Genomic DNA, 24,408 nt, shown 5'->3' with positions numbered 1-24,408 from the left:
CGTGGCCCAGGAAACCGCACGGCAGACGCCTGACACCCCGGCGACCCCGGCGCGCACGCTGCTGCCGTCGATCCTGCCCGCCCTGGTCGTCGGTGTGATGGCGAGCCTGCTGCTCCTGGGAGTGAGCGAGGCGGCCGAGGAGCTCCAGGACGTGCTGTGGGGCGATCTGCCGGACGCCCTGGGGGTGGGCCGCTACTCGGTGTTGTGGATGCTGGTGATGCTCACCGCCACCGGGATCCTGGTCGGTCTGGTGGTGTGGAAGGTCCCGGGGCACGCCGGGCCCGATCCGGCCACCATCGGCCTGGACGCGCCCGTGCTGCCGTTCTCCGTGCTGCCGGGGCTGGTGCTGGCGACGGCGCTGATGCTGGCGGGCGGACCGAGTCTGGGTCCGGAGAACCCGATCATCGCGGTGAACGTGGGCCTGGCCTACTGGCTGGGCCACCGCCTGGTGCCGCGGGCGCCGGGCCGGCTGTGGCCGATGCTGGCGGAGGCGGCGACGATCGGCGCGCTGTTCGGGACGCCGGTCGCGGCGGCGCTGCTGCTGTCGGAGGCGCTGGCGACGCGGGGGACGCGGGGCGCGCTGTGGGACAACGTGTTCGCGCCCCTGGTGTCGGCGGCGGCCGGGGCGATGACCATCGACCTGGTGTCCGAGCCGAGCTTCGACCTGGACCTGCCCCCGTTCGGGCATCCCGGCTGGGGCGATCTGCTGGCGGCACTCGTGATCGCCTCGTTGGCCGCGGTGCTCGCCATGGCTGCCGTGTACGTCTTCCCGTACGTCCACGCGGTCTTCCGGCGGCTGGGGCACCCGATGGTGGCCCTGCCCGTCGGCGGGGTCGTGCTGGGGCTCCTGGGGGCGCTGGGCGGCCATCTGACGCTCTTCAAGGGGCTGGACGAGGTCGCGGAGCTGGCGGCCGACCCGGACGGCTGGACGGCCGGGGAGTTCGCCACGATGACGGTGGTGAAGCTGGCCGCGCTGGTGGTCGCCGCGTCCTGCGGGTTCCGGGGCGGGCGGATCTTCCCGGCCGTGTTCGTCGGTTCCGCGTTCGGACTCACCGCCCATGCCCTGGTGTCGGACGTGCACCCGTCGGTGGGCGTGGCGGCGGGCGTGCTGGGCGTGCTGCTGGCCATCACCCGGCAGGGCTGGGTGAGCCTGTTCACCGCGGCCGTTCTGGTCGCCTCGCCCTCGATCATCGCCCTGTTGTGCATCGCCTCGCTGCCGGCCTGGTTGCTGGTGACGGGACGGCCCCAGATGCAGCTGCGCGCGGACGGAACCCCGGTCCGCTGACACCCGTTCATGTCTTCAGGAGGCAGGCCCATGTCGTTGCACAAAGGTCCCGAGCACCCCGACGAGCGTCACCTGTCCGTCAACCCCTTCTACGGCGAGGCGAACCCGGTCGGCGGCATGACCGACGCCCCGCCCACGCACCGGCTGCCCGACACACCCATGTCGCCGTCGACGGCGTATCAGCTGGTGCACGACGAGCTGATGCTGGACGGCAATTCCCGGCTCAACCTGGCCACCTTCGTCACCACCTGGATGGAGCCGCAGGCCGATGTGCTGATGGTGGAGTGCCGGGACAAGAACATGATCGACAAGGACGAGTACCCGCGCACCGCCGAGCTGGAGCGGCGCTGTGTGGCGATGCTCGCCGATCTGTGGAACGCGCCCGATCCGTCGGCGGCCGTGGGCTGTTCGACGACCGGCTCCAGCGAGGCGTGCATGCTCGCCGGGATGGCACTGAAGCGGCGCTGGACGGCACGCAACGCCGACCGGTACCCGGGCGCCCGCCCGAACCTGGTGATGGGGGTCAACGTCCAGGTCTGCTGGGACAAGTTCTGCAACTTCTGGGAGGTGGAGCCCCGCCTCGTGCCGATGGAGGGCGAGCGGTTCCATCTCGATCCGCAGGCGGCGGCCGAGCTGTGCGACGAGAACACCATCGGGGTCGTCGGCATCCTCGGCTCCACCTTCGACGGTTCCTACGAGCCGATCGCGGATCTGTGCGCCGCCCTCGACGCCCTCCAGGAGCGCACGGGGCTCGACGTCCCGGTGCACGTGGACGGCGCGTCCGGCGCGATGGTGGCGCCCTTCCTCGACGAGGACCTGGCGTGGGACTTCCGGCTGCCGAGGGTCGCCTCGATCAACACCTCGGGGCACAAGTACGGGCTGGTCTACCCCGGCGTCGGCTGGGCGCTGTGGCGGGACAAGGAGGCGCTGCCGGAGGAGCTCGTCTTCCGCGTCAACTACCTGGGCGGTGACATGCCGACCTTCGCGCTGAACTTCTCCCGGCCGGGCGCCCAGGTCGTGGCGCAGTACTACTCGTTCCTGCGGCTGGGCCGGCAGGGCTACCGGGCCGTGCAGCAGACCGCGCGGGACGTGGCCGGGAAGCTCGCCCAGGCCGTGGAGAAGCTGGGCGACTTCCGGCTGCTGACCCGAGGCGACCAACTGCCCGTGTTCGCCTTCACGACGGCCCCGCACGTCACGGCGTACGACGTCTTCGACGTCTCCCGGCGGATGCGGGAGAACGGCTGGCTGGTCCCGGCGTACACCTTCCCGCCCAACCGCGAGGACCTGTCCGTGCTGAGAGTCGTCTGCCGCAACGGCTTCTCCGCCGACCTCGCCGAGCTGTTCGTGGAGGACCTGGGCCGGTCCCTGCCGGAGCTGCGCCGGCAGCCGCAACCCTTCACCCAGGACAAGAGCGCGGCGACCGGCTTCCACCACTAGGGCCCTGTCTTTCGGATCAGCTCGGCGTCGCGGGGCCCTGGCACGCACTCCCCCAGAGGGGGACCCCGCTCGGCTCGGCCAGAAGGCGTCGCACCTCCAGGCCGAGCCGATCCGAAGGACAGGCCCTGACCGGCGCTACCGGCTCAGTCGGCCGAACCGTCGTACGGCCAGCGGAAAGAACACCGCCAGCAGCAGCAAGGGCCAGACGATCGCCGCGACGACGTGCTCGGTGCCGGTGCCGGCGAACAGGTCCCGTACGGCCGTCGCCGTATGGGACATCGGGTTCCACTCGACGACCGTGCCCAGCCAGCCGGGCATGGACTCGGGCAGGGCGAGGGCGTTGGAGAGGAAGCCGACCGGCCAGACCAGGATCTGCACCGCCTGCACCATCTCCGGCCTGCCCGCGACCAGCGCCAGGTGGATGCCGATCCACAGCATGGCGAAGCGGAAGAGCAGGAGCAGTCCCACGGCGCCCAGGAAGGCCCCCGGACCGCCGTCCACACGCCAGCCGAGGGCGAGGCCGACGCCCATCAGGACGAGCACGGCCAGCCCCGACTGGAGCATGTCGGCCACCGAACGGCCCACCAGGACCGCCCCGTTGGCCATCGGCATGGACCGGAAGCGGTCGATCACGCCCTTGTTGAGGTCCTGGGTGACCGCGATCATCGTGCCCTCCAGGCCGAAGGCCATGGTGAGCGCGAGCATGCCGGGGACGAGATAGTCGATGTAGGAGCCCTGGACGCCCCGGCCCCCGCCGATGAGATAGCCGAACATCAGCATCAGCATCACGGGGAAGACCAGGTTGACCACGACCTGCACGGGCTGCCGCGCCCAGTGGGCGAGTTCACGGCGGGTCATGGTCCAGGAGTCGGTCAGCGGGTAGGTGTTCGTGCTCACGCGGGCTCCTTCACTCGGTGGTCGTCCCCGGTGAGGTGCAGGAACACCTCGTCCAGCGTCGGCCGGCGCAGAGCGACGTCCGCCGCCTCGATCCCGGCCTCCTCCAGGGCCCGTACGACACCGGAGAGCGCCGCCATCCGGTCGGTGACGGGGGCGCTGAGCAGCCGGCGGTCGGGGTCGACGGAGACGGCGTCCTTCGGTACGGGCAGCAGGGCGACGGCGGCGCCGAGCTGGCCGGCGTCGCGCAGGACGACGTCGATGCGGTCACCGCCCGTCAGCGCCTTGAGCTGGTCCGCCGTGCCGTCGGCGACGACACGGCCGGCGTCCACGACCGAGATGCGGTCGGCGAGCTGGTCGGCCTCCTCCAGGTACTGGGTGGTGAGCAGGACCGTCGTGCCGCCGCCCACCAGGGAGCGGACGGCGGACCAGACCTCGGCACGGCCGCGCGGATCGAGACCGGTGGTGGGTTCGTCCAGGAAGAGCACCTCCGGGTCGGTGATGAGCGAGGCAGCCAGATCCAGTCGCCGGCGCATGCCGCCGCTGTACTGCCTGACCGGCTTGCGGCCGGTGTCGGCGAGGCCGAAGCGCTCCAGCAGCTCGTCGGCGCGCACGCGCGCGTGGCGGGCGCCGAGGTGGTAGAGGCGGCCGAACATCTCCAGGTTCTGGTGGCCGCCCAACTCCTCGTCCAGGGCGGCGTGCTGGCCGAGAAGGCCGATGCGCAGCCGTACGTCGTACGCCTGGCGCACCACGTCGTGTCCGGCCACCTCGATGCGGCCGCTGTCCGGCCGCAGCAGGGTGGACAGGATCCGGACCAGGGTCGTCTTGCCCGCGCCGTTGGGGCCGAGCACTGCGTGCACGGTGCCGCTCGTCACCGTGAGGTCGAGCCCGTCCAGTGCGTTCTTGCCGGCTTTGCCGCCGTACCTCTTGCGTGCCCCTTCGACGTTGATCGCCGTGTCGGCCACTGGGTCTCCCTCGCTAGTCAAACTTGACTACAAGCTCGAAGGTAAGCCAGGACTCAGGGTTAGTCAAACTTGATTAGAAAGCGTCTCCGGGATGGGGCTCCCCCGTCGCGTACGGGTTCTCCTGGTCCTCGGCGAGGACGCCGACGAACGGATCGCCTTCGCCGGAGAATGTGTAGGCGCCCCCTTCGAGCCGTTCGATCAGCCCGCCGGTCCACTCCTCCTCGGAGTCGGCCGTGTGCACCCACATGTTCATGATCTCGCCGATGTGGCCGAGTTGCCCGGGGCCTTCCTCGGGCACGTGGTGGGCCACGACGGAGGCCCGCCACTCCTCGATCCGCCGGACCCGCTCCTTCAGGAGGGTCACCGCCTCCGCCCTCGGCAGGTCGACCATGAAGCCGAGGGCCGCCGTCTTCACGTCTCCCCGCTGGTCGTAGGTGACCAGTGCGTCGCGCAGCAGCGCGAAGTACTCCTCGGTGCCCGCGTCCGTCAGTTCGTACTCCACACGCGGCGGGCCGCCCGCCGTGGACGGCGCGATCTCGTGCGCGCGCAGCAGGCCCTGCTTCGCCATCTGCTTGAGCGCGTGGTAGATCGAGCCGGGCTTGGCGTTGGACCACTCGTGCGCGCCCCAGTACTCCAGGTCGTTGCGCACCTGATAGCCGTGGGCCCGGCCGTGCATTCGGACGGCGCCGAGCACGAGGAGACGGATCGCTGACATGCGGTCCAGGTTAGAGCCGCGGCGCGCCGGGGGCCGAGGTCAGCCCCGGGCGCGAGGACCCTCGGACACTGCGCTCAGAACGGGAACCCGCTGCGCCCGTGCTGCACCGAGATCCACTTCGTCGTGGTGAACGCGTCCAGCATGGTCTCGCCGTTCAGGCGGCCGAGGCCGGAGTGCTTCTCGCCGCCGAAGGGGACGATCGGCTCGTCGTGGACGGTGCCGTCGTTCACATGGAACATGCCCGTGTCGATCTGCTTGGCGAAGGCGACGCCGCGCTCGATGTTCTCCGTGTGGACCGCGCCGCTCAGTCCGTACGGGGTGTCGTTGACAAGGCGTACGGCCTCCTCCTCGCCGTCGACGGTGATGAGGAAGGCGACCGGGCCGAAGACCTCCTGCTTCAGGAGGGCCGAGTCGGCGGGCAGGTTCGTCAGGACCGACGGCTCGACGAGGTTGTCCCTCGTGGTGCCGTGCACCAGGGCCGTGGCGCCCTCGGCGATCGCCTGCTCGACCGCGCTCGAAATGGCCTCCGCCTGGGAGGAGTTGATGACCGGACCGATGACGGTCTCCGGGTCCCGCGGGTCGCCGACCTTGAGGGTCTTCACCTTGGCGACGAACTTCTCGGTGAACTCGTCGGCGACCGAGCGGTCCACGAGGACGCGGTTCGCGGCCATGCAGACCTGGCCCTGGTGGACGTAACGGCTGAAGACCGCCGCGTCGACCGCGTAGTCGATGTCGGCGTCGTCGAGGACCACCAGCGCGCTGTTGCCGCCGAGTTCGAGGACCGAACGCTTGAAGTGCGAGGCGCAGACGGTGGCGACGTGGCGGCCGACCTTGTCGGAGCCGGTGAAGGAGATGACCTTCGGGACCGGGTGCTCGATGAAGGCGTCGCCTATCTCCGCGATGTCCGTGATGACGACGTTGAGCAGGCCGGCGGGCAGGCCCGCGTCCTCGAAGATCTTCGCCACCAGGGAGCCGCCGCAGATCGGGGTGTTCTGGTGGGGCTTGAGGACCACGCCGTTGCCGAGCGCGAGGGCCGGGGCGACCGACTTGAGGGAGAGCAGGAAGGGGAAGTTGAAGGGGCTGATCACACCCACGACACCGACCGGCACGCGGTAGACGCGGTTCTCCTTGCCGTCCACCGGCGACGGGACGATCCTGCCCTCGGGACGCAGCGCCAGATGGACCGCCTCGCGCAGGAACTCCTTGGCGAGGTGGAGTTCGAAGGCCGCCTTCAACCGGGTGCCGCCGAGCTCGGCGATGATCGCCTCGGCGATCTCCTGCTCGCGGTCCTCTATCAGGCGCAACGCCTTCTCGAACACCCCGCGACGGGCGTACGGATTGGTCGTCGCCCACTGCTTCTGGGCGCGGGCGGCCGCCTTGTATGCGTCGTCCACCTCGTCGACCGTGGCTATGGTGATCGAGGCCAACTTCTCGCCGTCGTACGGGTTGAAGTCGATGATGTCCCAGGAACCTGTGCCCGGGCGCCACTCACCGTCGATGTACTGCTGAGCCAGGTCGGTGAAGTAGGACGACATGTGATCCCTCAATCCCTAGCAGACACCCGATCGGCATGGCCGCCATCGCGCTCGTCTTCACGGTCTGATCACACGTCATCGTACTTGTGTCTCAGGAGAGTTGGAGGAGTCCCCGGAGAAGATCCCGGCTCTCGTCCGGACCCGGACTGTCCTGCTGGAGCTCCTTCAGCGCCTTCTCGTACTGGGCGACATCCTCGTGCTTGTCCAGATACAGGGCGCTGGTGAGCTGCTCCAGATAGACGACGTCCGAGAGGTCGGACTCGGGGAAGCTGAGGACCGTGAACGCGCCGGACTCGCCGGAGTGGCCACCGAAGCCGAACGGCATGATCTGCAGCCGTAGGTTGGGGCGCTGGGAGATCTCGATGAGGTGCTGGAGCTGGCCGCGCATCACCTCGCGGTCGCCGTAGGGGCGACGCAGGGCGGCCTCGTCCAGGACGATGTGGAACTCGGGGGCGCCGTCGCCGACGAGGTACTTCTGCCGCTCCAGGCGCAGCGCCACGCGCTTTTCGACGTCGGCCGCGCTCGCGCCCTTCATGCCGCGCCTGACTACCGCGCGGGCGTAGGCCTCGGTCTGCAGCAGCCCGTGCACGAACTGCACTTCGTACGCGCGGATGAGGCTGGCGGCGCCCTCCAGGCCGACGTAGGTGGGGAACCAGCTGGGCAGGACGTCCGAGTAGCTGTGCCACCAGCCGGCGACGTTGGCCTCTCTGGCGAGGGAGAGCAGTGAGGCGCGCTCCTGCTCGTCCGTGATGCCGTACAGCGTCAGCAGGTCCTCGACGTCCCGCGTCTTGAAGCTCACCCGGCCCAACTCCATGCGGCTGATCTTCGACTCGGACGCGCGAATGGAGTACCCCGCTGCCTCGCGCGTGATCCCTCGCGCCTCCCGCAGTCGCCTCAGTTGCGAGCCGAGCAGCATGCGCCGCACCACCGATCCGGGCTCTCCCGCGCTCACGTTCGCCAGCCTCCCCAACCGTCTTCAGGGCCCGCAGTCTGCCACTAAATCACTTCGAGCAGTACTCGTCCGATTACAGAGACGGAAAGAAGACAAGGATTCCTCCAAGGAAGGAGACATCGGAACGCAAGGAGAGGGGCGGAAGTTGGCGGAAAAAATGGCCAACAAGCGGTACGGGAGCGTCCAATTCGGTCACGTGCACGTGCATCTGCCCTTGCATCTGCTCTGCGCATCCGAAACCATGGTCCCGCGCAACCGCTGCATCGCAACGACCGCGAACTCTCGGGAGTGCCTCGCATGGGGACGAATGGATCGACCATGCTCGAGCCGTTACGGCAGGGCCTTCCGCCGCTGGATCCGACCGCCGTCTCCAACGCCGCGTCCTGCGCTCTGCCCGCCCGTTACGAAGCGGTGCGCGAGGCCCGGAAGTTCACCCGACGCACCCTGGACCAGTGGGAACTGGGCTATCGCTTCGACGACGTGTGCCTCGTGGTGTCCGAGCTGGTGACCAACGCGCTGCGGCACGCGCTGCCGGCGGGGGCGCAGCGGATGCCTGACCAGACGCCGCCCGTGCGGCTGCATCTGATGCGGTGGACCGAGCGGCTGGTGTGCGCGGTGCGCGATCCCAGTCATGACAGTCCGGTCGCGCGCGATTCCGACGACTTCTCGGCGGAGTCGGGGCGGGGATTGTTCCTTGTCGACTCCTTCAGTGACGGCTGGGGATGGCACCCGTTGGCGGGGACGCTCAGTGGGAAGGTCGTCTGGGCGCTGTTCCGGCTGCAGACGGGACCCGTGCCGGGCGGCGCGGGAGCCTCGGCGGAATCATGAACCGCGGCGCTCGTCGGCGCCGCGGTTCTACGCGCGTTACTAGGTGATAGATCCTGATTGCCCTGAATTGTACGGCCGCGTGGAGCGCTGGTGAGGTGCTGGTTCAGCCCACGACCAGGTGGTCGAACTCGCCGTCCTTGACACCCAGGAGCATGGCCTCGATCTCGGCCCGGGTGTAGACGAGGGCGGGACCCTCCGGGAAGCGCGAGTTGCGTACCGCGACGTCGCCTCCGGGGAGCCTCGCGAACTCCACGCAGGAGCCCTGCGAGTTGCTGTGCCGGCTCTTCTGCCAGGCGACCCCGTTCAGATCCGTGGCCGCCATGCCGTTGTACACGTCGTGGTCCACAGGTCGCTCCCCGGTGGTGCGGTGGCTCGAGGCCATTGAGGCAAGAGGTGGTGCAGTGGTGCGGCAGTCAACTGCTTCCGGATCATAGCTCTGTTCACGTGCAACTGCATGAGCAGATGCACGTGCACGCGGGGTGTTCCTGTGGTTACTCCTGTGACGTACGCGGCCCTGCTTGCGTTCCAGCGCATGCCCCATGGATCGCGTCACATGCGATTCCCTCGCGCACTAGGAACAGACGCGTTCCGAGGCCCTGGTGTTCCAAACGCTAAGGGACAGTCCGGTTCGGGGAGTTGACGGTGGCCGACCGCGAGTTCAGCGGTTCGTGTACGGCAGCAGTGCCATCTCGCGGGCGTTCTTGATCGCTTTTGCCAGTCGGCGCTGCTGCCGGACCGTCACTCGGGTGACGCGACGGCTGCGGATCTTGCCCCGGTCGGAGATGAACTTTCGCAGGAGATCGGTGTCCTTGTAGTCGATGTAGGTGATGCCGGCCTGGTCAAGGGGGTTGGGGCGGGGCGTTGCGGGCTTGCGGGCGGGGATGCGGGGCATCGGGTCAGACCTCCAGGAGGGTGTCGAAGGCGGGCGGGAGCCGTTTCCAGGCATCGCGGCCGGCGGCGTACTCGGTGTCGGTGAGGAGACAGGACTCAAGGAGCCGGCACAGACCGTCCCGGTCGAGGCCGGGGGACGTGAAGACCAGGTGCTGGCAGCAGTCGCCGTGCTCGGGGTGCCAGTCCAGCGCGGCGGCCGCCCGGCGTACCGGCGGGAGCATGTCCCAGGCCGCGTCGGGCAGGGAGGCGAGCCAGGGGCCCGCGCTCTCCACGCAGAGGGCGCCGCCCGCCGCGTCCCAGTGCAGCAGTACGTCGGGCTTGTCGGCGAGCCAGAAGCGGCCCCGGCTGCGGGCGGCCGCGCAGGTGATGTCCTCCAGTGCCTCGTACAGCCGCTCCGGATGGAAGGGCCGGCGGCGGTGCCAGACGAGGGTGGCCACTCCGTGCGCGTCGGCGTCGGCGGGGAGCAGCGCGCACGCCGGGTGCTGGGCAGCGGCGGCCGACTCCACGTCGAAGCCGGCCAACGCCGCCTGGGCGAGGGGGGTGAGCGGGCCGCGGCGCGGGGCCGGCACCGTCAGGTCGTCGGCAGGGGTGACCTGGCCGATCGGGACCTGGCGGGCCGTCGGGTGGAGCTGGGCGAGCAGTTCGCGGTCCTCGTCGTCGGCCTCCGGGGAGTCGGCGACGGCGAGGACGGGGGCGTATTCGAGCTGGCGGGCGAAGGTGTCGGCGACCGTGCGCTGGTCCGTCGCCGCGGCCGCCAGGTCGCGCTCGGCCAGGTCGTCGCCATCGCCCAGGTACGGCAGGACCAGGGCTGGGTCGACCGCGGTGATCACCCCGGTGACCGTGAGCCCGCCGGCCGTGACGACCTCGGCCATCGCCTTGGGTTCCACGGAGTCCCAGAGTTCGACGACCGCCATCCGGGTGCCGCCCGCGTCCCGGATCCGCAGCAGCTCCGGCACCAGGTCCTCGCGCAGGGCGCAGCAGGCGCAGTCGTTGACCAGCGGCGCCTCGCCGGCGCCGACGAGGCCGGTGGCGTCCCGGATCGTGCGGACGACCGTGCCGGCGGCGGCCGTGGCCAGGTCGTGGTGGAGCACGACACTGCCGGGGACGTCGGCGAGCAGTTGCGCCACGGCGGCCTTGCGGGCGTCGGCGTGCAGCCCGCCGACGATCACGACGGAGAGCATCAGCCCTTCTTTCCGTACCGGCGCTCGAAGCGCTCGACGCGGCCGGCGGTGTCCAGGACGCGGGCCGTGCCGGTGTAGAAGGGGTGGCTGACGTTCGAGATCTCGACGTCGACGACCGGGTAGGTGTTGCCGTCCTCCCACTCGATCGTCTTCTCGCCGGCCATCGTCGAGCGGGTCAGGAACGCGTGGTTCGCGGCGCGGTCACGGAAGACGACCGGGCCGTAGGACGGGTGGATCCCCTTGCGCATGGCGGTACTCAGCGCTCCTCTCGGAAGTCGACGTGCAGGCCGGCGACCGGGTCGTACTTGCGCAGGGTCATCCGGTCGGGGTCGTTGCGGCGGTTCTTGCGGGTCACATACGTGTAGCCGGTCCCGGCGGTGGACCGGAGCTTGATGACCGGGCGGAGTTCGTTGCGTGCCATGCTGCTACCTTACTGAAAATGAATTCCATTAACAGTAACGAACGAGGAGAGGTACATCACCCGTGTCCGCCCACTGCATGCTGACCGGCGCCCGGCCCGGTTTCGGCAACACCGTCTCCCACTCCCACCGGCGCTCCTCCCGCCGCTTCGACCCCAACATCCAGACCAAGCGCTACTGGCTGCCCGGCGAAGGCCGGCACGTGCGGCTGCGGCTGAGCGCCAGGGGGATCAGGACCGTGGACGTCATCGGCGTCGAGGCGGCCGTCGCCCGGATCCGCGCGCGGGGAGTGAAGGTCTGATGGCCAAGAAGAGCAAGATCGCCAAGAATCGACAGCGGCAGGAGATCGTCGCGCGCTACGCCGCCCGGCGGGCCGAGCTGAAGGAGATCATCCGCCGGCCGTCCTCCGGCGACGCCGAACGGCTCGCCGCCCAGCGCGAGTTGCGCGGACAGCCCCGGGACGCCGGCGCCACACGCGTACGCAACCGCGACCAGGTGGACGGGCGGCCGCGTGGCTACCTCCGCGCCTTCGGACTGTCCCGGGTGAGGCTGCGGGAGCAGGCACACGCCGGGTATCTGCCGGGAGTGCGCAAGGCGTCCTGGTAGGCCGGGTGGGGCTCTGGGGTCACGACAGGACTCCCTGGTAACTTGCTGCGGGCGTTTCGGCCACGTCGGCCGAAACGGCCGTATGCCGACCGCTACAGCTTGGGAGCTTCCAGTGACCTCGGCGACTTTCTCGGGTACGCGCACGATGTCGGGCCGACGGATGCGGGCCGCCGCCGTGGCCGCGACCATGGCCGGCGCGCTCGCGCTGACCGCGTGCAGCGGCGACGGCGACACCAAGGACGACGCCGGCCCCAGCGGCTCCGCGTCCGCCAGTGCCGACACCGGCGGCGGTACGGGCGGCGGGTCGTCCTCCGCGGCGGGCGCGCTGGAGGGCAGCTGGCTGGCCACGACCGACGGAAAGGCCGTCGCGCTGGTCGTCACCGGCAAGCAGGTCGGGCTCTTCGCGACCGGCGGGACCGTGTGCAGCGGAACCGCCGGCGAGGAGGGCGGGATGCGGATGATCCGCCTCAAGTGCACCGACGGCAGCAAGGACCGGGCGACCGGGATGGTCGACTCCGTCGGCAAGACCTCGCTGAAGGTGACCTGGGAGGGCGGCCTCGGCGCCGAGACGTACACCAAGGCCGAAGGCGGCCAGCTGCCTACGGGACTGCCCACGGCCGGTCTGGGATCGTGATGTTTGATTCGGGGACTGCCCGCGATCACTGACGCCACTGCCAGAGGACCCCATGCGCGCCACCTCCCTCACCGTCGCCGCCGTCGCCGCGGCCCTTCTCCTGACCGCCTGTGACGACGGCGGGGACAGCAAGCAGAACAGCAAGGGCGGTTCCGACTGCGTGGCCGAGCTGGCCCTGGAGTTCGGACCAGGCAACGCCGCCCCCGCCGCCGGGGACACCGGCAACGTGCCCGTCACCGTCACCAACCGCGGCGGCGGCGAGTGTGTCCTGGACGGGCTGCCCACCGTCGAGTTCGCGGCGGGCGGCACCACGGCCGCCGTCGCGCCGGACGCGGCCGTCACGGCGGGCAGGACGACCGTCGCGAAGGGCGCCGCCACGTCCTTCACGCTCACCTACGTCCGCGGCGCCGACGGCGGCGGCAAGGGCCTCGCCGTCAAGACCGCGAAGGTCCGGCTGCCCGGGTCCGCCGAGACACACAACTTCAAGTGGTCGTACGGCGTCGTCGCGCTCAAGAGCGACGGGAAGACCCCGGACGCCTCGGTGAGCGGATTCCAGCGGTCCGGCGACTGACGTCCCTCAGCGGAGCGGCCGGCGGGGAGACACCTGCGCCCTGTCGGCCGCCTCGGCACCTTCCACCCAGCCCGCCTCGTCACTGACGCCGCGCAGCCGGGTCGTGGTGGTCTCGGGGAACATTCGGTCCAGGCGGGCCGTCACCGCGACCTCGCGGGAGGCCAGGACCGGGAGCAGGTCGTCGGTCACCTGCGTCTGTGCCGCCGCGGCCAGGCGGGTGCCGATGCGGTGGGCGTAGGCCGCGAGGAACGACTGCCGGAAGGTCTTGGTCCGTTTGCGGCCGCCCGCGCGCTGCGCCGCCTCCGCCTTCGTCATCGCCGTCTGGGCCTGCACCAGGAGCGAGGTGTAGAGGAGTTCGACCACCTCCAGGTCGGCCTCGAAGCCGACGACCGTGGAGAAGCCGAAGGGTTCGTTCCACACGGCACGGCAGTGGTTGGCGCTCGCCACCGCGTCCAGCAGAACGGCCTTGGCCTGCTCGTACGGCGGCTCCACACCGATCCGGCAGGCGCCGGGCGCGTCCTTGGCGGCGGCCGTACGGGACGCCAGCAGGGCCTCGTCGATGCTGTGCCGGGCCATCAGCTCCTGCGCCTTGGCGCTGAGCGCCTCCGCCTCCTGCGGGAACCCGGTCGCCTCCGCCTTCGCCAGCAGCGCGCGGATACGGGTGAGCATGCGGGACTCGGGCCTGGGGTCCCCGGCGGCCGGCTCGGCCGCCTGGTCCAGGGGCTCCAGCGTGGGCAGGCGCAGCAGGAGGCGGTACAGCTCCAGGACGGCGGTGGCGTGCGAGAAGCGGTCGGTGCGGGCCGGCGCCTCGGTGGGCAGATCGTCGAGCTGCGCCTGCCAGCGGGGCCCGCGGGGACGGTCGTGAGGCGTCTGCGCGCGGATCAGCGCCGCGAGCAGACGTACATGTATGTCCTCCAGATCGCGCCGCACCAGCCGTACGAGGTCGGCCGGCTGCCAGCCGCGCCGCCAGGCCGCCGCCACGAACTCCTCGCCGCGCCGGGCGAGTTCGGCGTCCGCCGCGGAGTCGGCGGCGAGGAGGGAGGCGCCGGTGTCGAGCGTGGTGTGCTCGGTGTCGTAGAGGGCGGACTCGAAGGCGCGGTCGACGGTGCCGGGCGTACTGGGCGTGCTCACCAGGGGATCGTAAATCCGTACGGCACGGCGTGTGGGTGCGGCCTGCTCTCGCCCCGAACCCGATGTCAACCATCGGTTGACACATGAAGGGTGTCAACCTACGGTTGACACATGTCGACGAACCCGACCATCACGTCATCCGTACGTCTCGACGAACTCATCGCGGCCATCAAGAAGGGCCACGACCAACCCCTCGACCAGCTCGAGGACGCGGTGATCGCCGCCGATCACCTCGGCGAGGTGGCCGACCATCTGATCGGTCACTTCGTGGACCAGGCCCGCCGATCGGGCGCCTCCTGGACCGACATCGGCAAGAGCATGGGCGTCACCCGGCAGGCCGCGCAGAAGCGGTTCGTGCCCAAGGAGGGGACCGACCTCGACCCCCAGCAGGGCTTCGGCCGCTACACGCCGCGTGCCCGCAATGTGGTGATGGCCGCCCACAACGAGGCCGTGGCGGCCCGCAACCCCGAGGGCCGGCCCGAGCACCTGGTCCTCGGACTGCTGGCCGAGCCGGACGGCATCGCCGCCAGGGCGATCACGGCCAAGGGCGTTCTCCTGGACTCCGTGCGCCAGGCCGCCGGAGCCGCGCTGCCGGCCGCGGCCGACGAGGTCCCCGAGCTCATCCCCTACGGCTCCGACGCCAAGAAGGTCCTGGAGCTCACCTTCCGCGAGGCCCTGCGGCTCGGCCACAACTACATCGGCACCGAGCACATCCTGCTGGCCCTGCTGGAGTTCGAGAACGGCACCGGCGTCCTGTACGGGCTCGGGCTCACCAAGCAGGGGGTGGAGGACTACGTCGTCGAGGTGCTCTCCCAGTTCCTCAAGAGCGGCGAGGAGACCGCCAAGAAGGCCCGCGAGGAGGGCGGGGCGCAGGGCTGAGGCCGTTGTCAGTGCCGGGTGCCACACTCGCAGAATGACCGACCGGTGGGCGCTCGCTCCGGCCGAGGACGGCGGCGTGGAGATCGCCCCCCTCGGCCCGGACGGGCTGCTCGCGGGTCCGGTGCGACGGGAGCCGGACGCGGCCTCGGCCGTGCGGGGACGGCCGGAGGTCGCGCGGTGGGTGTGGCGGTCCACCGCCGAGATCTATCCGCGGCTGCTCGCCACGGGGGTGCGAGTGGAGCGGTGCTACGACATCGAGGACGCCGAGACCCTCCTGCTCGGCCACGAGGGACGGTACGGCGAGCCGAGGTCGGCCGCCGCCGCCCTCGCCCGGCTGCGCGGCGGCCCCGTGCCGCCCGATCCGCCGCAGCGCTCGGCCGAACCCGGCTCGCAGTCCTCGCTCTTCGAGCCCCAGGCGCTCCATGTGCCGCTCGCCGACCTGGTCGCGGTGTACACCGAGCAGCAGCGGCGGCACGAGGGGTCCGCGCACCCGGAGCGGATGCGGCTGCTGACGGCGGCCGAGTCGGCGGGGATGCTGGTCGCCGCCGAGATGAACCGGTCCGGGCTGCCGTGGAGCGCCGAGGTGCACCGCCGGGTGCTGCACGAGTTGCTGGGCGAGCGGTACGCGGGCGGCGGGGAGCCGCGGCGGCTGGCCGAGCTGGCGGACGAGGTGTCGGCGGCGTTCGGACGCCGGGTGCGGCCCGATCTGCCGGCCGATGTGATCAAGGCCTTCGCACAGGCCGGGATCAAGATCAGATCGACCCGGCGCTGGGAGATCGAGTCCCTCGACCATCCGGCCGTGAAGCCGCTGATCGAGTACAAGAAGCTGTACCGGATCTGGGTGGCCCACGGCTGGTCCTGGCTCCAGGACTGGGTGCGCGAGGGGCGGTTCAGACCGGAGTTCATCGCGGGCGGGACGGTCACCGGGCGGTGGGTGACCAACGGCGGGGGCGGCTTGCAGATCCCGAAGGTCATCCGGCGTGCGGTGGTCGCCGACCCGGGCTGGCGGCTGGTCGTGGCCGACGCCGACCAGATGGAGCCGCGTGTGCTCGCCGCGATCTCCCGTGACCCCGGGCTGATGGAGGTGGCCGGGCGGGAGAGCGACCTGTACCAGTCCGTCTCCGACCGCGCCTTCTCCGGCGACCGCGCCCAGGCCAAGCTCGCCGTACTGGGTGCCGTCTACGGCCAGACCTCGGGCGACGGGCTCAAGAACCTCGCCGCGCTCAGACGCCGCTTCCCCAAGGCGGTGGCGTACGTCGACGAGGCGGCGCGGGCGGGCGAGGAGGGGCGGCTGGTGCGGACGTGGCTGGGCCGGACGTGTCCGCCGGCGGCCGGGGCGACGGACGACATCGCCGAGGAGGCCGGGATCCCGGTCGCGGACGGGCCGGACGAACCGGCCGAGGGCTCCGGGCAGCAGGAGTGGGGCCGGGGGTACGCCTCCACCAACGCCCGCGCCCGGGGCCGCTTCGCCCGCAACTTCGTGGTGCAGGGCAGCGCCGCCGACTGGGCGCTGCTGCTGCTCGCCGCGCTGCGGCAGACCTGTGCGGGGATGGCGGCCGAGCTGGTCTTCTTCCAGCACGACGAGGTGATCGTGCACTGTCCGGAGGAGGAGGCCGAAGCGGTCGTGGCGGCGATCCGGGAGGCGGCGGAGCTGGCCGGACGGCTGACGTTCGGGGAGACGCCGGTGCGGTTTCCGTTCACCACCGCGGTGGTGGAGTGTTATGCGGATGCGAAGTGAGCGGCCGACGGGCTCCACAACCGGCCGGGCGTACCGTGCGCACCCGCGAAGGGCGCCCTGGGGTGCGCCTCTTGGGGCGAGTGAATGGCCCGGCGGCCGGTGACCACAGCGTGTCACGAAACACATTTGGCCAGATGTTGATGCTCTGTTGACATGGCTTAATCTGATCAACACATCGGATCCGGCCCGACGGCGCGCGCGTACGACGCGCAGCTCGGGGGAGCGTCGCCGCCGTGGCCGGATCCGGGGACGTGTGGGTCCCGGTCGTCGGAGGTGAGCGACCGGGACCCGCGTCCCGCTCCCCCTCCCCCTCAGATGACCGGCGGCCGCCCCAGCCGGCACAGCCGCCACACCGTGCGCCACCGCATGGGCCGCCGCTCTCCGGCCGGTTCCCGCACCCCCTCCATGAAGCCGCCGAACCACGCGCGCAGACCACCGAGCGACCGGGTGCGGGTGAGGGTGAGCAGGACCCAGATGCCCAGATGGACCGGGATGAGCGGCAACGGCAGCCGACGGCGGGTCAGCCACACCCGATTGCGGGCGTTCACCCGGAAGTAGATGGCGTGCCGGGCGGGCGAGGTCTTCGGGTGCTGCAGGAGCAGCTTGGGGGCGTAGAGAATGCGCCAGCCAGCGTCGGCCGCCCGCCACGCCAGGTCCGTCTCCTCGTGCGCGAAGAAGAACTCGGCCGGCCAGTGACCGGTCTCGGCCAGCATCGCCGTCCGCAACGCGTGCCCGCCGCCGAGGAAGCAGGTGACATAGCCGCCCCTGAGCGGATCCGACTTGCCGATCCGCGGCACGTGGCGCTGCTGGGTCTCCCCGTGCTCGTCGGCGATCCGGAAACCGACGATGCCGAGCCGGTCGTCGGCGGCGTACAGATCACGCACCCTGCGCAGTACGTCGGCGTCGACGAGCAGCCCGTCGTCGTCCAGCTCGACCACGACGTCGATGTCCCCGAACCCGCGCAGCCGCTCCAGGGCAGCGTTGCGTCCACCCGGACAGCCCAGGTTCTCGTCCAGCTCGATCGCCGTGAACTCGCCGGGCAATGCCAGCCGTTCGGCGTACTCGGGCAGCGGGCAGCCGTTGCCGACGACGACGATCCGGGCGGGGTCGAGGTCCTGCTTGGCGACGGACTCCAGCAGGGCGTCGACCTGGGCGGGACGGTTGCCCATGGTCACCACGGCGACCGCGATCCTCAGCTCCGTCATGCCCGCCCCCTCGCCTCGTCCCGGCTGCGATTACCGGCGCGATGCTAGTGGTTCACGGTAGGGACGTCTAAAGTTCGCCCTCCTGCCGGGTGATCAGAGAGCGGAGCATCACGTGCGGCGGGCTACGAACGGCGGTTCTCACGGCGCCGTACGAACTTGAGTCCCGACCAGTCCTCCCCCAGCGCCGCCACCTTCACATCGACGACGCCGAGCGGGAGGAACAGGTCCCGCAGCGCGTTCTCGGTGATGTCGCTGACATGGCCGGCCGCGCGTCGGGGCCAGGCGATCCACAGCATGGCGTCATCGGCGAGATCACCGACCAGCCCGGGGCCCTCGGCGACGAGATCGCCGTACGACCGGTAGAACGCGACGGCGACGTCCGCGCCACGCGGACCTCCCTCGCCCACCTCGCACGCCTCCGGCAGTCCGGGTACGTCCCATCCGTCCGGCGCATGCCGAAGCCGGACCCGGTGGCCCGGCTTGATGCCGATCTTCTTGGCGAGCGGCGTACCGGAGTCACTCATCGCGGTCATCTCCCTGCACGGGAATCCGAGGTGCCCGATTCTCCCGCGCCACACTCGCCGGAGGCGTCAGTGACATCGCCGGCCGTCGAGTCCGGCAGACGCTCAGGCCCGCAGCGGATTGAAGCGCGTGGCCGCCATCAGGTACCAGGCCGTCGCCCCCACATGCCGGTACGGGTAGTACCCGAACCCGAAGCCGGTGTCGAGCGGACTGCTCGCCGACACGACCCCCGCCCGCTCGGGCAGGGCCCGCCCGCCGACGGTCTGGCCGCCCCCGAGCAGATCCTGGGCCCGCTCGACGGAGCCGATCAGCCGGCGCGCCCGCGCCTCGTCACCCCGTCCGCCGCGCCGCTCCCGCAGGGCCAGCGCGAGATGGGCGGTCCCCTCGAACCACACACCGTTCCGGTCCGGCTTCGGCTGGGAGTCGGCGATCGGGGCGTCCTCGTTCGCGAGGAGACTGGCGGAACCGAAGGTGACCCCTTCGTACGACTGCCCCGCCGGCACCGTGCTGTTGCGCCGCCCGGCGTGGTCGAACACGGCCAGCTCACGCGCGGCCCAGTCCAGCGACCCTGCGTGCGCACGGGAGCCGAGGGCGAGCCAGGTCCAGGTCTGGGTGTCCTCGGGAATCGGCGAGGTGTTGATGTTCACCCCGTCATTGGTGCCGGTGTAGAAGAAGCCTCCGTCCGTCTCCCACATCCGCTCGACGAACTCCCGGGCACGAGCCCGCCGTTCCAGCCAGACCCGGTCCCGAGTGAGCCGGGCCAGCCGCCCGAACAGACAGACGAGGTCGGTGTTGTGCTCGGTGGAGGTGAAGGGCAGCTTCTGATTGCCCCCGTCGACCCCGAACTTGTACCCCCCGAGGGGTTCATCGGTACGGCCGTTCCGCTCGATCCACTCCCCGATCCGCACGGCCCCCTCGAGGAACCGCCGCTTCCCGGTCCGCCCGGCGAGCGCACTGAGCGCGATCCCGGCCCAGGCCATGTCCCCGACGGCCGTACCGGTGAATCCGAACTGCGTCCCGACGTTGACGGTCGCGTCGGCCCGCACGAACCCGTCCGGCTGCCGCGAGCCGTCGTAGAAGGTGTACGGCCCGACGTTGTACCCCTGACGCAGCCGGCCGTCGTCGTGCACCGGGTCATGCGCCTGGGCGTACAGCAGCGCGTCCCCGAGGGCGACGGCCCTGTCCCGTCCGCCGGTGGTGCGGGCGGCGATGAAGGCGAGGATCGCGAGGGCGTTGTCGTAGGTGAAGGCGGTGCTGAACAGGCCGGCCTGGTCGGCGTAGCTCTGGGCGAGGCGGGTGGTGCCGTGGTCGGGGTAGGCGTCCATGGCGGCGGTCAGGAAGGCGTGGGCGCGGGCCTGGGCAAAGGCCGCCGGGGAGGCATGGGCCGATCCCGCACCGGTCACGCCGATCACCGCGGCGCCGAGGCCGGCCCCGAGGAGTGCGCGACGGCTGGGCGCCGGGTGTCGTCTGCCGGACATGGGTCCCCCTCGGATGATGCCGACCGTTGGGCACGTGCCTGAGAAGCAATGCTGCGAGCGCTCTGCTGAGAGCGCTCTCAACGATGCGCGCCCATTCTGCTGGTGCACGTGGGGCGGGTCAACGCCCTTGGCATGGCACGGGATTGGAACACCGGGGAACGCCGCGGTGACCGGCGCCTTCGCGCCGGTCACCATGGGCTGCATGCGGGTCGTCGTGAGACAGGACGCGCTCCGGATCAGTAGTGGACGCGGCGGTTCTCCGGGGTCACCCGGTAGCGGATGTTCCACAGGCTGCGCCGGACGTAAGTGCGCTGCAGCCAGCGGTCCTGGCCGTCGTACCGGGCGGTGAAGGAGGTGCGCGCGTGCACGCCCTTGCGGTTGTTGATCAGCAGCGTCTGGCCCGGCCGGAGCTTGACACTGTGGGCGACGTCGCGGCAGACCTCCTGGAGCTTGTCGAGGGCGGCCCGCGCGCCGCTGGTGAGCGGCTGGACACCGTTGGCGGAGATCGCGATCTCCGGGTACTCGTCGTTGCCGCTGATCATCGGCACCGGGTCGGAGAGCACCTCCGCGCCCCCGGCGACATCACGCACATAGCTGCCGGGCGCGTTCAGCCGGAACAGCGGAGAGCGCAGCGTCTCCAGCACCTCGGGGGCGAGCGCCGCCGAGATGTCGCGGGCGTCGGCGTAGTGGGTGCCGGCGATGCCCTCGTGGTCGGCACGCAGGCAACTGAGCACCAGGAAGTCGGGATTGGCTATGTCGTAGCGGCCGATCACGTCGTGCATGATGTCGCTGTGGAAGTTGAGGAAGACTTCCGAGCCCTGATTGGTCTGGGTCATCGCGCCGCCCGGGACCGGGATGACGTCGTGGACGAGCTGACCCGACTTCTCCGTCCGTACGCCCAGGGGTTCGCCGAGCAGCCCGCTCAGGCCCAGAAGCGCTCCCTCCGCGACAAAGCTCCGCTTGTCGCGGCTCGGACCGCCGTCCGAGGGGGTGTCGGGCAGCCGCTCGTCGACGGGCAGGTTGTCGACCAGCGTGACACCGGGGGTGTCGATGTGGCGGCCGAAGTCGAGGATCTGCTGCAGGATCGGGGTCGGCAGTCCGGCGAAGAGCTGCAGGTAGCGGGTCATCGACCAGTCGATGTCGGCATTCGGGTCGCCCACTTCGGCCAGCCCGGCGCCCAGGGCGTCGCGCACCTCGTCGGGCAGTTCGATCCGAGCGAAGGTCGGTACCGACGAGCGGGCTGCCGACCCGGACACGGCACTGCTGCGGTCGGCGTCGAGCGGGTGGTCGGCAAGGGTGGTCATCCGGTGTCACACTCCCAGCAATTCGGGTTCGGGGAACAGGGCGTCGGGGTCTTGGAGTTCGTCGTGCAGGCGCTGCGCCAGATGCAGCGCCTCGTCCTCGCTCGCGGCGAGATGCGTGGCGACCTTGCTGCCTCGCAGCGCCGTGACCGGAATACCGGCGAAGGAGCCGGGCATCAGGCCCTGGCGGCGCTGGAACTCCTCCAGGTCGACGAAGCCGCCGACGACGGCCACCAGCGGACCCGTGGTCAGGCGAATGGTGTCGATGTTGGCGCCGTGGAAGGCGGCGTAGGCACGGTCCGCCTCGCCCTCGGACTCGTAACGCAGCACCGTCGACCGCTGGTTGAGCACGACGGCCGAGGCCGAGGCGCCCCGCGTGCCGATCACCGAGCCTTCCGGGAAGGGGGCACGGTTGAGCCGGCAGACGATGTCGATACGGTGCTTCTGCGCCAGCCGCACGGATCGCCGGTGCAGGACCTTCGCCCCGTACAACGACATCAGGGCCGCGATGTTGTACGAGACCTCCTTCAGCAGCCGGGTGCCGGTGACCAGGTGCGGGTCGGTGCTGTAGATGCCGTCCACATCGGAGTGGATCTCGCAGCGCGGGGCGCCGAGTGCGGCGGCGATGGCCACCGCGGACAGGTCGGAGCTGTTCTTGCCGAGCCAGGTCGGCCGGCCCTGGGCATCGGCGGCCTGCCCCCCGGGGACGACCACGATGTCGTTCTCCCGTAGTGCGTCCCTCAGCGGCCCGGGATTTGACTGCTCCAGCCTCGCCCACATGAACGCCGAGTTGGTCACGAGTCCCAGCTGGTGACCGGCGAGCACGGTGGCGCTGTGGCCCTGCCGGTGCAGGGCGGTGGCGAGCAGCTGCGCCCCGATGGTGTCGGCCAGGGTCAGCAGGCCGGCGACGGTCTCGTCCTCGGGGTGCGGGTTGATGTGGCTCAGCCGCTCCCGGAACTGCTCGGTCTCACCGGGCTGTCCGCTGACCACGACGACCAGCTTGGTGCCCTCCTCGTCGACGCGGCGCCCGAGAGCCTCGGCGAGTGAGCCGTACGCGGCGAGCGTACGGAAGCTGGATCCGCCGAACTTCAGCACGGCAGGTGGGGTCACAGTGTGCCCCGTTCCAGCAGTTCCTCGGCGATCTGGAAGGCGTTGAGGGCGGCACCGATACGCAGGTTGTCGGCGACCAGCCACAGCCAGAAGGCGCGGGGATTGCTCTGGGTGATCCGGACCCGGCCGACGTGGACGCGGTCCGAGCTGCCCACGGTCGCCGGTGTCGGGAACTCCTTCAGGTCGGTCCGGTCGTGGACGGTGACCTCCGGAAGGCCGCCGAGGACCTCGACGAGCTCGGCGCGGTCCACCGGCTCGTGGCACTCGATGTAGACGGCCTCCGAGTGGCAGTTCACGACGGGAACGCGGACACATGTGGTCGTGACGTCCAGGTGCGGCATTCCGAGGATCTTGCGCGACTCCTGGAGCATCTTCTGCTCCTCCATGGTGAAGCCGGAGTCCAGGAAGCGGTCGATCTTCGGTATGACGTTGAAGGCGAGCGACGGCTTGAAGTGCTCCGGCTCGAACGCGGAGTCCGGGCCGTTCAGGGACGCGAGGGTGGAACCCTGCAGCTCCTCGACGCCGGTGTAGCCGAGGCCGGAGGCGGCCTGATAGGTGCTGACCACCGCGTGCCGGATGCCCCACCGGTCCTCGACGCCGCGCAGCAGCCGGACCAGCGGAATGGTGGAGCAGTTGGGGTTGGCGATCACGCCGCTCTTCGGCCGCCGGTCGAGCTCGTGCGCGTTGACCTGCGGCACCACGAGGGGGGAGTCCGGGTCCATGCGGAAGGCGATGGTGTTGTCGATCACCAGGGTGCCGGCGGCGGTGGCGACGGGCACCCACTTCTCGCTCACCGACGTGCCGGCGGAGAAGAAGGCCACGTCGGCCTGGGAGAAGTCGAAGGTCTCGATCGCCTGGACCTCGTACTGCGCACCGTCCACCGTGAGCATCCGGCCCGCCGAGCGGGAGGAGGCGACGAGGTGCAACTCGCGGTAGCGCAGGCCCCGTTCCTCGATGAGCTCGATCAGGGTGCTGCCCACGGCACCGGTGGCTCCGACGATCGCGACGCGGGGCGCGGTCGGCTCCGCGGGGTCCGTTACCAGGGTCATCGGGACTCTCCGATCGTGATCTTCTCGGCGGCAGGGGTGGTGGCGGGGGCGGCCGCAGGGGCGGCGGCCGGCGCGGCGGCGGCAGGCGCGGCGGCGGCCGGCGCGGCGGGCGTGGTGTCGCTACGGCGCGGCCCGAGTCGCCAGCCGAGGTTGACGCCGAGGCTGGCGGCGACGATCAGCGGAATGCCCAGCGCCTGCAGCAGGCTGATGCTGTGCCCGTACACGGCCCAGTCGCAGAGCATGGCGATCGCCGGGTAGATGAAGGCCAGAACGGCGATCTTCGGCGTGGGCAGCTTCTGGTACGAGGAGTACATGAGGATGTACATCAGGCAGGTGTGGATCAGGCCGAGGCCGACCAGCCAGCCCCAGTCCGCGCCGAGGCCGTTCATGTCGGCGAAGGAGGCGAAGGGCAGCAGCAGCGGGATGCCCAGCGTCACCTGGATCAGCGCGACCAGGTGCGGCTTGACCCCGGTCACCCGCTTGGTGATGACGGTGGCGAAGGCGTAGAAGAGGGCGGCCAGGAGCGCCTGTCCGAGGCCGATCAGATAGCCGTTCTGACCACTGTCCTGGAAGTCGGAGACGGAGACCCCCGCGACCAGGATCAGCCCGACGAAGGCGACCCCCAGCCAGCCGAACTTGGTGGCGGTCAGCTTGTCGCGGAACAGCACCGAGCCCAGCAGCACCACGTAGAACGGCTGCGTGTGGTAGACGACGGTGGCGACGGAGATCGACGTCGACTCGTAGGCCTCGAAGAGAAACGCCCAGTTGAAGACGATGAAGACGCCGCCCAGGGCCGCCAGGCCCAGCTTCTTCGGGGTGAAGCCGTGGTTTTTGAAGAACCCGCGCACCAGGCAGTACAGGCCCAGGGCAACGGCTCCGAAGACGCACCTGAAGAAGACGACGTTGAACGGGGAGGCGCCGGACTCGATGACGAAGATGCCGAGGGTGCCGGACAGCACCATGGCGATCGTCAGTTCCACGGTTCCTTTCAACTCGGTACCGGCGGAACGGGTGTCAGTACTCATGGAGGTTCCTTCCTCGCGGGGTGCGCAGGCGGTCAGGGCACGGCCGGTCGTGGGCCG

The 24,408-nt window shown here is 70.6% G+C and carries 27 protein-coding genes; 9 read left to right on the top strand and 18 right to left on the bottom strand.

Annotation, left to right across the window (positions count from 1 at the left end; translation table 11 throughout):
* Nucleotide 1: 1 nt before the first annotated feature.
* Together ACFQ6S_RS12285 and ACFQ6S_RS12280 are read left to right on the top strand one after the other, a co-directional pair.
* Nucleotides 2–1,285 carry an ion channel protein gene (locus ACFQ6S_RS12285; protein ID WP_383406944.1) on the top strand — a complete coding sequence of 428 codons (1,284 nt, stop codon included), beginning with the start codon at nt 2–4 and terminating at the stop codon, nt 1,283–1,285.
* 30 nt (nt 1,286–1,315) lie between these two features.
* Entirely contained in the window at nt 1,316–2,722 is a 1,407-nt protein-coding gene (locus tag ACFQ6S_RS12280) for a glutamate decarboxylase (RefSeq protein WP_383406941.1), read from the top strand.
* 135 nt (nt 2,723–2,857) lie between these two features.
* On the opposite strand, the gene ACFQ6S_RS12275 is transcribed toward ACFQ6S_RS12280, so the two are convergent.
* From ACFQ6S_RS12275 to ACFQ6S_RS12255, 5 genes are all read right to left on the bottom strand, one after another.
* Complete coding sequence (locus ACFQ6S_RS12275) at nt 2,858–3,580, bottom strand: ABC transporter permease (RefSeq protein WP_383409207.1); 723 nt, start codon at nt 3,578–3,580, stop codon at nt 2,858–2,860.
* 35 nt (nt 3,581–3,615) lie between these two features.
* The gene (locus ACFQ6S_RS12270; protein ID WP_383406938.1) at nt 3,616–4,581 is read right to left on the bottom strand and encodes an ATP-binding cassette domain-containing protein; all 966 of its coding nucleotides are present in this window, start codon (nt 4,579–4,581) and stop codon (nt 3,616–3,618) included.
* Nucleotides 4,582–4,654: 73 nt separating this feature from the next.
* The gene (locus ACFQ6S_RS12265) at nt 4,655–5,296 is read right to left on the bottom strand and encodes a PadR family transcriptional regulator (protein WP_383406935.1); all 642 of its coding nucleotides are present in this window, start codon (nt 5,294–5,296) and stop codon (nt 4,655–4,657) included.
* Between the two features lie 74 nt (nt 5,297–5,370).
* The gene (locus ACFQ6S_RS12260; RefSeq protein WP_383406932.1) at nt 5,371–6,831 is read right to left on the bottom strand and encodes an aldehyde dehydrogenase family protein; all 1,461 of its coding nucleotides are present in this window, start codon (nt 6,829–6,831) and stop codon (nt 5,371–5,373) included.
* Between the two features lie 91 nt (nt 6,832–6,922).
* Nucleotides 6,923–7,747 (bottom strand): helix-turn-helix domain-containing protein, encoded by an 825-nt coding sequence (locus tag ACFQ6S_RS12255; RefSeq protein ID WP_383409204.1) that lies wholly within the window; start codon nt 7,745–7,747, stop codon nt 6,923–6,925.
* 333 nt (nt 7,748–8,080) lie between these two features.
* Between ACFQ6S_RS12255 and ACFQ6S_RS12250 the strand changes: the two genes are divergently transcribed.
* Nucleotides 8,081–8,611, top strand: coding sequence for an ATP-binding protein (locus tag ACFQ6S_RS12250; protein ID WP_383406929.1), 531 nt, complete (start codon nt 8,081–8,083; stop codon nt 8,609–8,611).
* A gap of 103 nt (nt 8,612–8,714) precedes the next feature.
* Here the strand turns inward: ACFQ6S_RS12250 and ACFQ6S_RS12245 are convergent, their stop codons facing one another.
* The 5 genes from ACFQ6S_RS12245 to rpmG all read right to left on the bottom strand — a co-directional run bounded on the left by ACFQ6S_RS12245 (nt 8,715) and on the right by rpmG (nt 11,104).
* The gene (locus ACFQ6S_RS12245; protein ID WP_383406926.1) at nt 8,715–8,993 is read right to left on the bottom strand and encodes a DUF397 domain-containing protein; all 279 of its coding nucleotides are present in this window, start codon (nt 8,991–8,993) and stop codon (nt 8,715–8,717) included.
* A gap of 276 nt (nt 8,994–9,269) precedes the next feature.
* Nucleotides 9,270–9,503 carry a 30S ribosomal protein S18 gene (gene rpsR / locus ACFQ6S_RS12240; RefSeq protein WP_383406923.1) on the bottom strand — a complete coding sequence of 78 codons (234 nt, stop codon included), beginning with the start codon at nt 9,501–9,503 and terminating at the stop codon, nt 9,270–9,272.
* Between the two features lie 4 nt (nt 9,504–9,507).
* A complete protein-coding gene (locus ACFQ6S_RS12235; protein WP_383406920.1) occupies nt 9,508–10,683 on the bottom strand; it encodes a CobW family GTP-binding protein in 1,176 nt (391 codons plus the stop codon).
* A complete protein-coding gene (locus ACFQ6S_RS12230; protein ID WP_383406917.1) occupies nt 10,683–10,931 on the bottom strand; it encodes a type B 50S ribosomal protein L31 in 249 nt (82 codons plus the stop codon). Before ACFQ6S_RS12230 ends, ACFQ6S_RS12235 begins: the two co-directional genes overlap by 1 nt.
* 8 nt (nt 10,932–10,939) lie before the next feature.
* Entirely contained in the window at nt 10,940–11,104 is a 165-nt protein-coding gene (gene rpmG / locus ACFQ6S_RS12225) for a 50S ribosomal protein L33 (protein ID WP_383406914.1), read from the bottom strand.
* 62 nt (nt 11,105–11,166) lie between these two features.
* On the opposite strand from rpmG, the gene rpmB reads away from it, so the two are divergent.
* The 4 genes from rpmB (at nt 11,167) to ACFQ6S_RS12205 (ending at nt 12,913) form a co-directional block, all read left to right on the top strand.
* Nucleotides 11,167–11,403 carry a 50S ribosomal protein L28 gene (gene rpmB / locus ACFQ6S_RS12220; protein WP_383406911.1) on the top strand — a complete coding sequence of 79 codons (237 nt, stop codon included), beginning with the start codon at nt 11,167–11,169 and terminating at the stop codon, nt 11,401–11,403.
* Nucleotides 11,403–11,708 (top strand): 30S ribosomal protein S14, encoded by a 306-nt coding sequence (gene rpsN / locus ACFQ6S_RS12215; protein WP_383406908.1) that lies wholly within the window; start codon nt 11,403–11,405, stop codon nt 11,706–11,708. Before rpmB ends, rpsN begins: the two co-directional genes overlap by 1 nt.
* A 160-nt stretch (nt 11,709–11,868) precedes the next feature.
* Nucleotides 11,869–12,342 (top strand): hypothetical protein, encoded by a 474-nt coding sequence (locus ACFQ6S_RS12210; RefSeq protein WP_383409201.1) that lies wholly within the window; start codon nt 11,869–11,871, stop codon nt 12,340–12,342.
* Nucleotides 12,343–12,394: 52 nt separating this feature from the next.
* Nucleotides 12,395–12,913, top strand: coding sequence for a DUF4232 domain-containing protein (locus ACFQ6S_RS12205; RefSeq protein WP_383406906.1), 519 nt, complete (start codon nt 12,395–12,397; stop codon nt 12,911–12,913).
* A gap of 6 nt (nt 12,914–12,919) precedes the next feature.
* On the opposite strand, the gene ACFQ6S_RS12200 is transcribed toward ACFQ6S_RS12205, so the two are convergent.
* Entirely contained in the window at nt 12,920–14,044 is a 1,125-nt protein-coding gene (locus ACFQ6S_RS12200) for a DUF2786 domain-containing protein (RefSeq protein WP_383406903.1), read from the bottom strand.
* 111 nt (nt 14,045–14,155) lie between these two features.
* Between ACFQ6S_RS12200 and ACFQ6S_RS12195 the strand changes: the two genes are divergently transcribed.
* Nucleotides 14,156–14,923 carry a Clp protease N-terminal domain-containing protein gene (locus ACFQ6S_RS12195; RefSeq protein ID WP_383406900.1) on the top strand — a complete coding sequence of 256 codons (768 nt, stop codon included), beginning with the start codon at nt 14,156–14,158 and terminating at the stop codon, nt 14,921–14,923.
* Between the two features lie 34 nt (nt 14,924–14,957).
* Nucleotides 14,958–16,661, top strand: a complete 1,704-nt coding sequence (locus ACFQ6S_RS12190) for a bifunctional 3'-5' exonuclease/DNA polymerase (RefSeq protein ID WP_383406897.1) — start codon at nt 14,958–14,960, stop codon at nt 16,659–16,661.
* 311 nt (nt 16,662–16,972) lie between these two features.
* On the opposite strand, the gene ACFQ6S_RS12185 is transcribed toward ACFQ6S_RS12190, so the two are convergent.
* The 7 genes from ACFQ6S_RS12185 to ACFQ6S_RS12155 all read right to left on the bottom strand — a co-directional run bounded on the left by ACFQ6S_RS12185 (nt 16,973) and on the right by ACFQ6S_RS12155 (nt 24,351).
* A complete protein-coding gene (locus ACFQ6S_RS12185; RefSeq protein WP_383406894.1) occupies nt 16,973–17,866 on the bottom strand; it encodes a glycosyltransferase family 2 protein in 894 nt (297 codons plus the stop codon).
* A gap of 122 nt (nt 17,867–17,988) precedes the next feature.
* Nucleotides 17,989–18,390 carry a DUF3052 domain-containing protein gene (locus ACFQ6S_RS12180; protein ID WP_383406891.1) on the bottom strand — a complete coding sequence of 134 codons (402 nt, stop codon included), beginning with the start codon at nt 18,388–18,390 and terminating at the stop codon, nt 17,989–17,991.
* Nucleotides 18,391–18,492: 102 nt separating this feature from the next.
* Nucleotides 18,493–19,866, bottom strand: a complete 1,374-nt coding sequence (locus ACFQ6S_RS12175; protein ID WP_383406889.1) for a Tat pathway signal sequence domain protein — start codon at nt 19,864–19,866, stop codon at nt 18,493–18,495.
* A gap of 236 nt (nt 19,867–20,102) precedes the next feature.
* Nucleotides 20,103–21,170, bottom strand: coding sequence for a TauD/TfdA family dioxygenase (locus ACFQ6S_RS12170; RefSeq protein ID WP_383406886.1), 1,068 nt, complete (start codon nt 21,168–21,170; stop codon nt 20,103–20,105).
* Between the two features lie 6 nt (nt 21,171–21,176).
* The gene (locus tag ACFQ6S_RS12165; protein WP_383406883.1) at nt 21,177–22,277 is read right to left on the bottom strand and encodes an aspartate kinase; all 1,101 of its coding nucleotides are present in this window, start codon (nt 22,275–22,277) and stop codon (nt 21,177–21,179) included.
* Nucleotides 22,274–23,326: an aspartate-semialdehyde dehydrogenase gene (locus ACFQ6S_RS12160; RefSeq protein ID WP_383406880.1), complete on the bottom strand. Its 1,053-nt coding sequence runs from the start codon at nt 23,324–23,326 to the stop codon at nt 22,274–22,276. Before ACFQ6S_RS12160 ends, ACFQ6S_RS12165 begins: the two co-directional genes overlap by 4 nt.
* The gene (locus ACFQ6S_RS12155; RefSeq protein WP_383406877.1) at nt 23,323–24,351 is read right to left on the bottom strand and encodes a DMT family transporter; all 1,029 of its coding nucleotides are present in this window, start codon (nt 24,349–24,351) and stop codon (nt 23,323–23,325) included. Before ACFQ6S_RS12155 ends, ACFQ6S_RS12160 begins: the two co-directional genes overlap by 4 nt.
* Nucleotides 24,352–24,408 lie beyond the last annotated feature (57 nt).

Origin of the sequence: Streptomyces sp. NPDC056479 (assembly GCF_042795335.1) — a bacterium.
GTDB lineage: Bacteria > Actinomycetota > Actinomycetes > Streptomycetales > Streptomycetaceae > Streptomyces.
The sequence above is the reverse complement of the archived record's forward strand: the minus strand, read 5'-3'. Positions and strand labels throughout refer to the sequence as shown.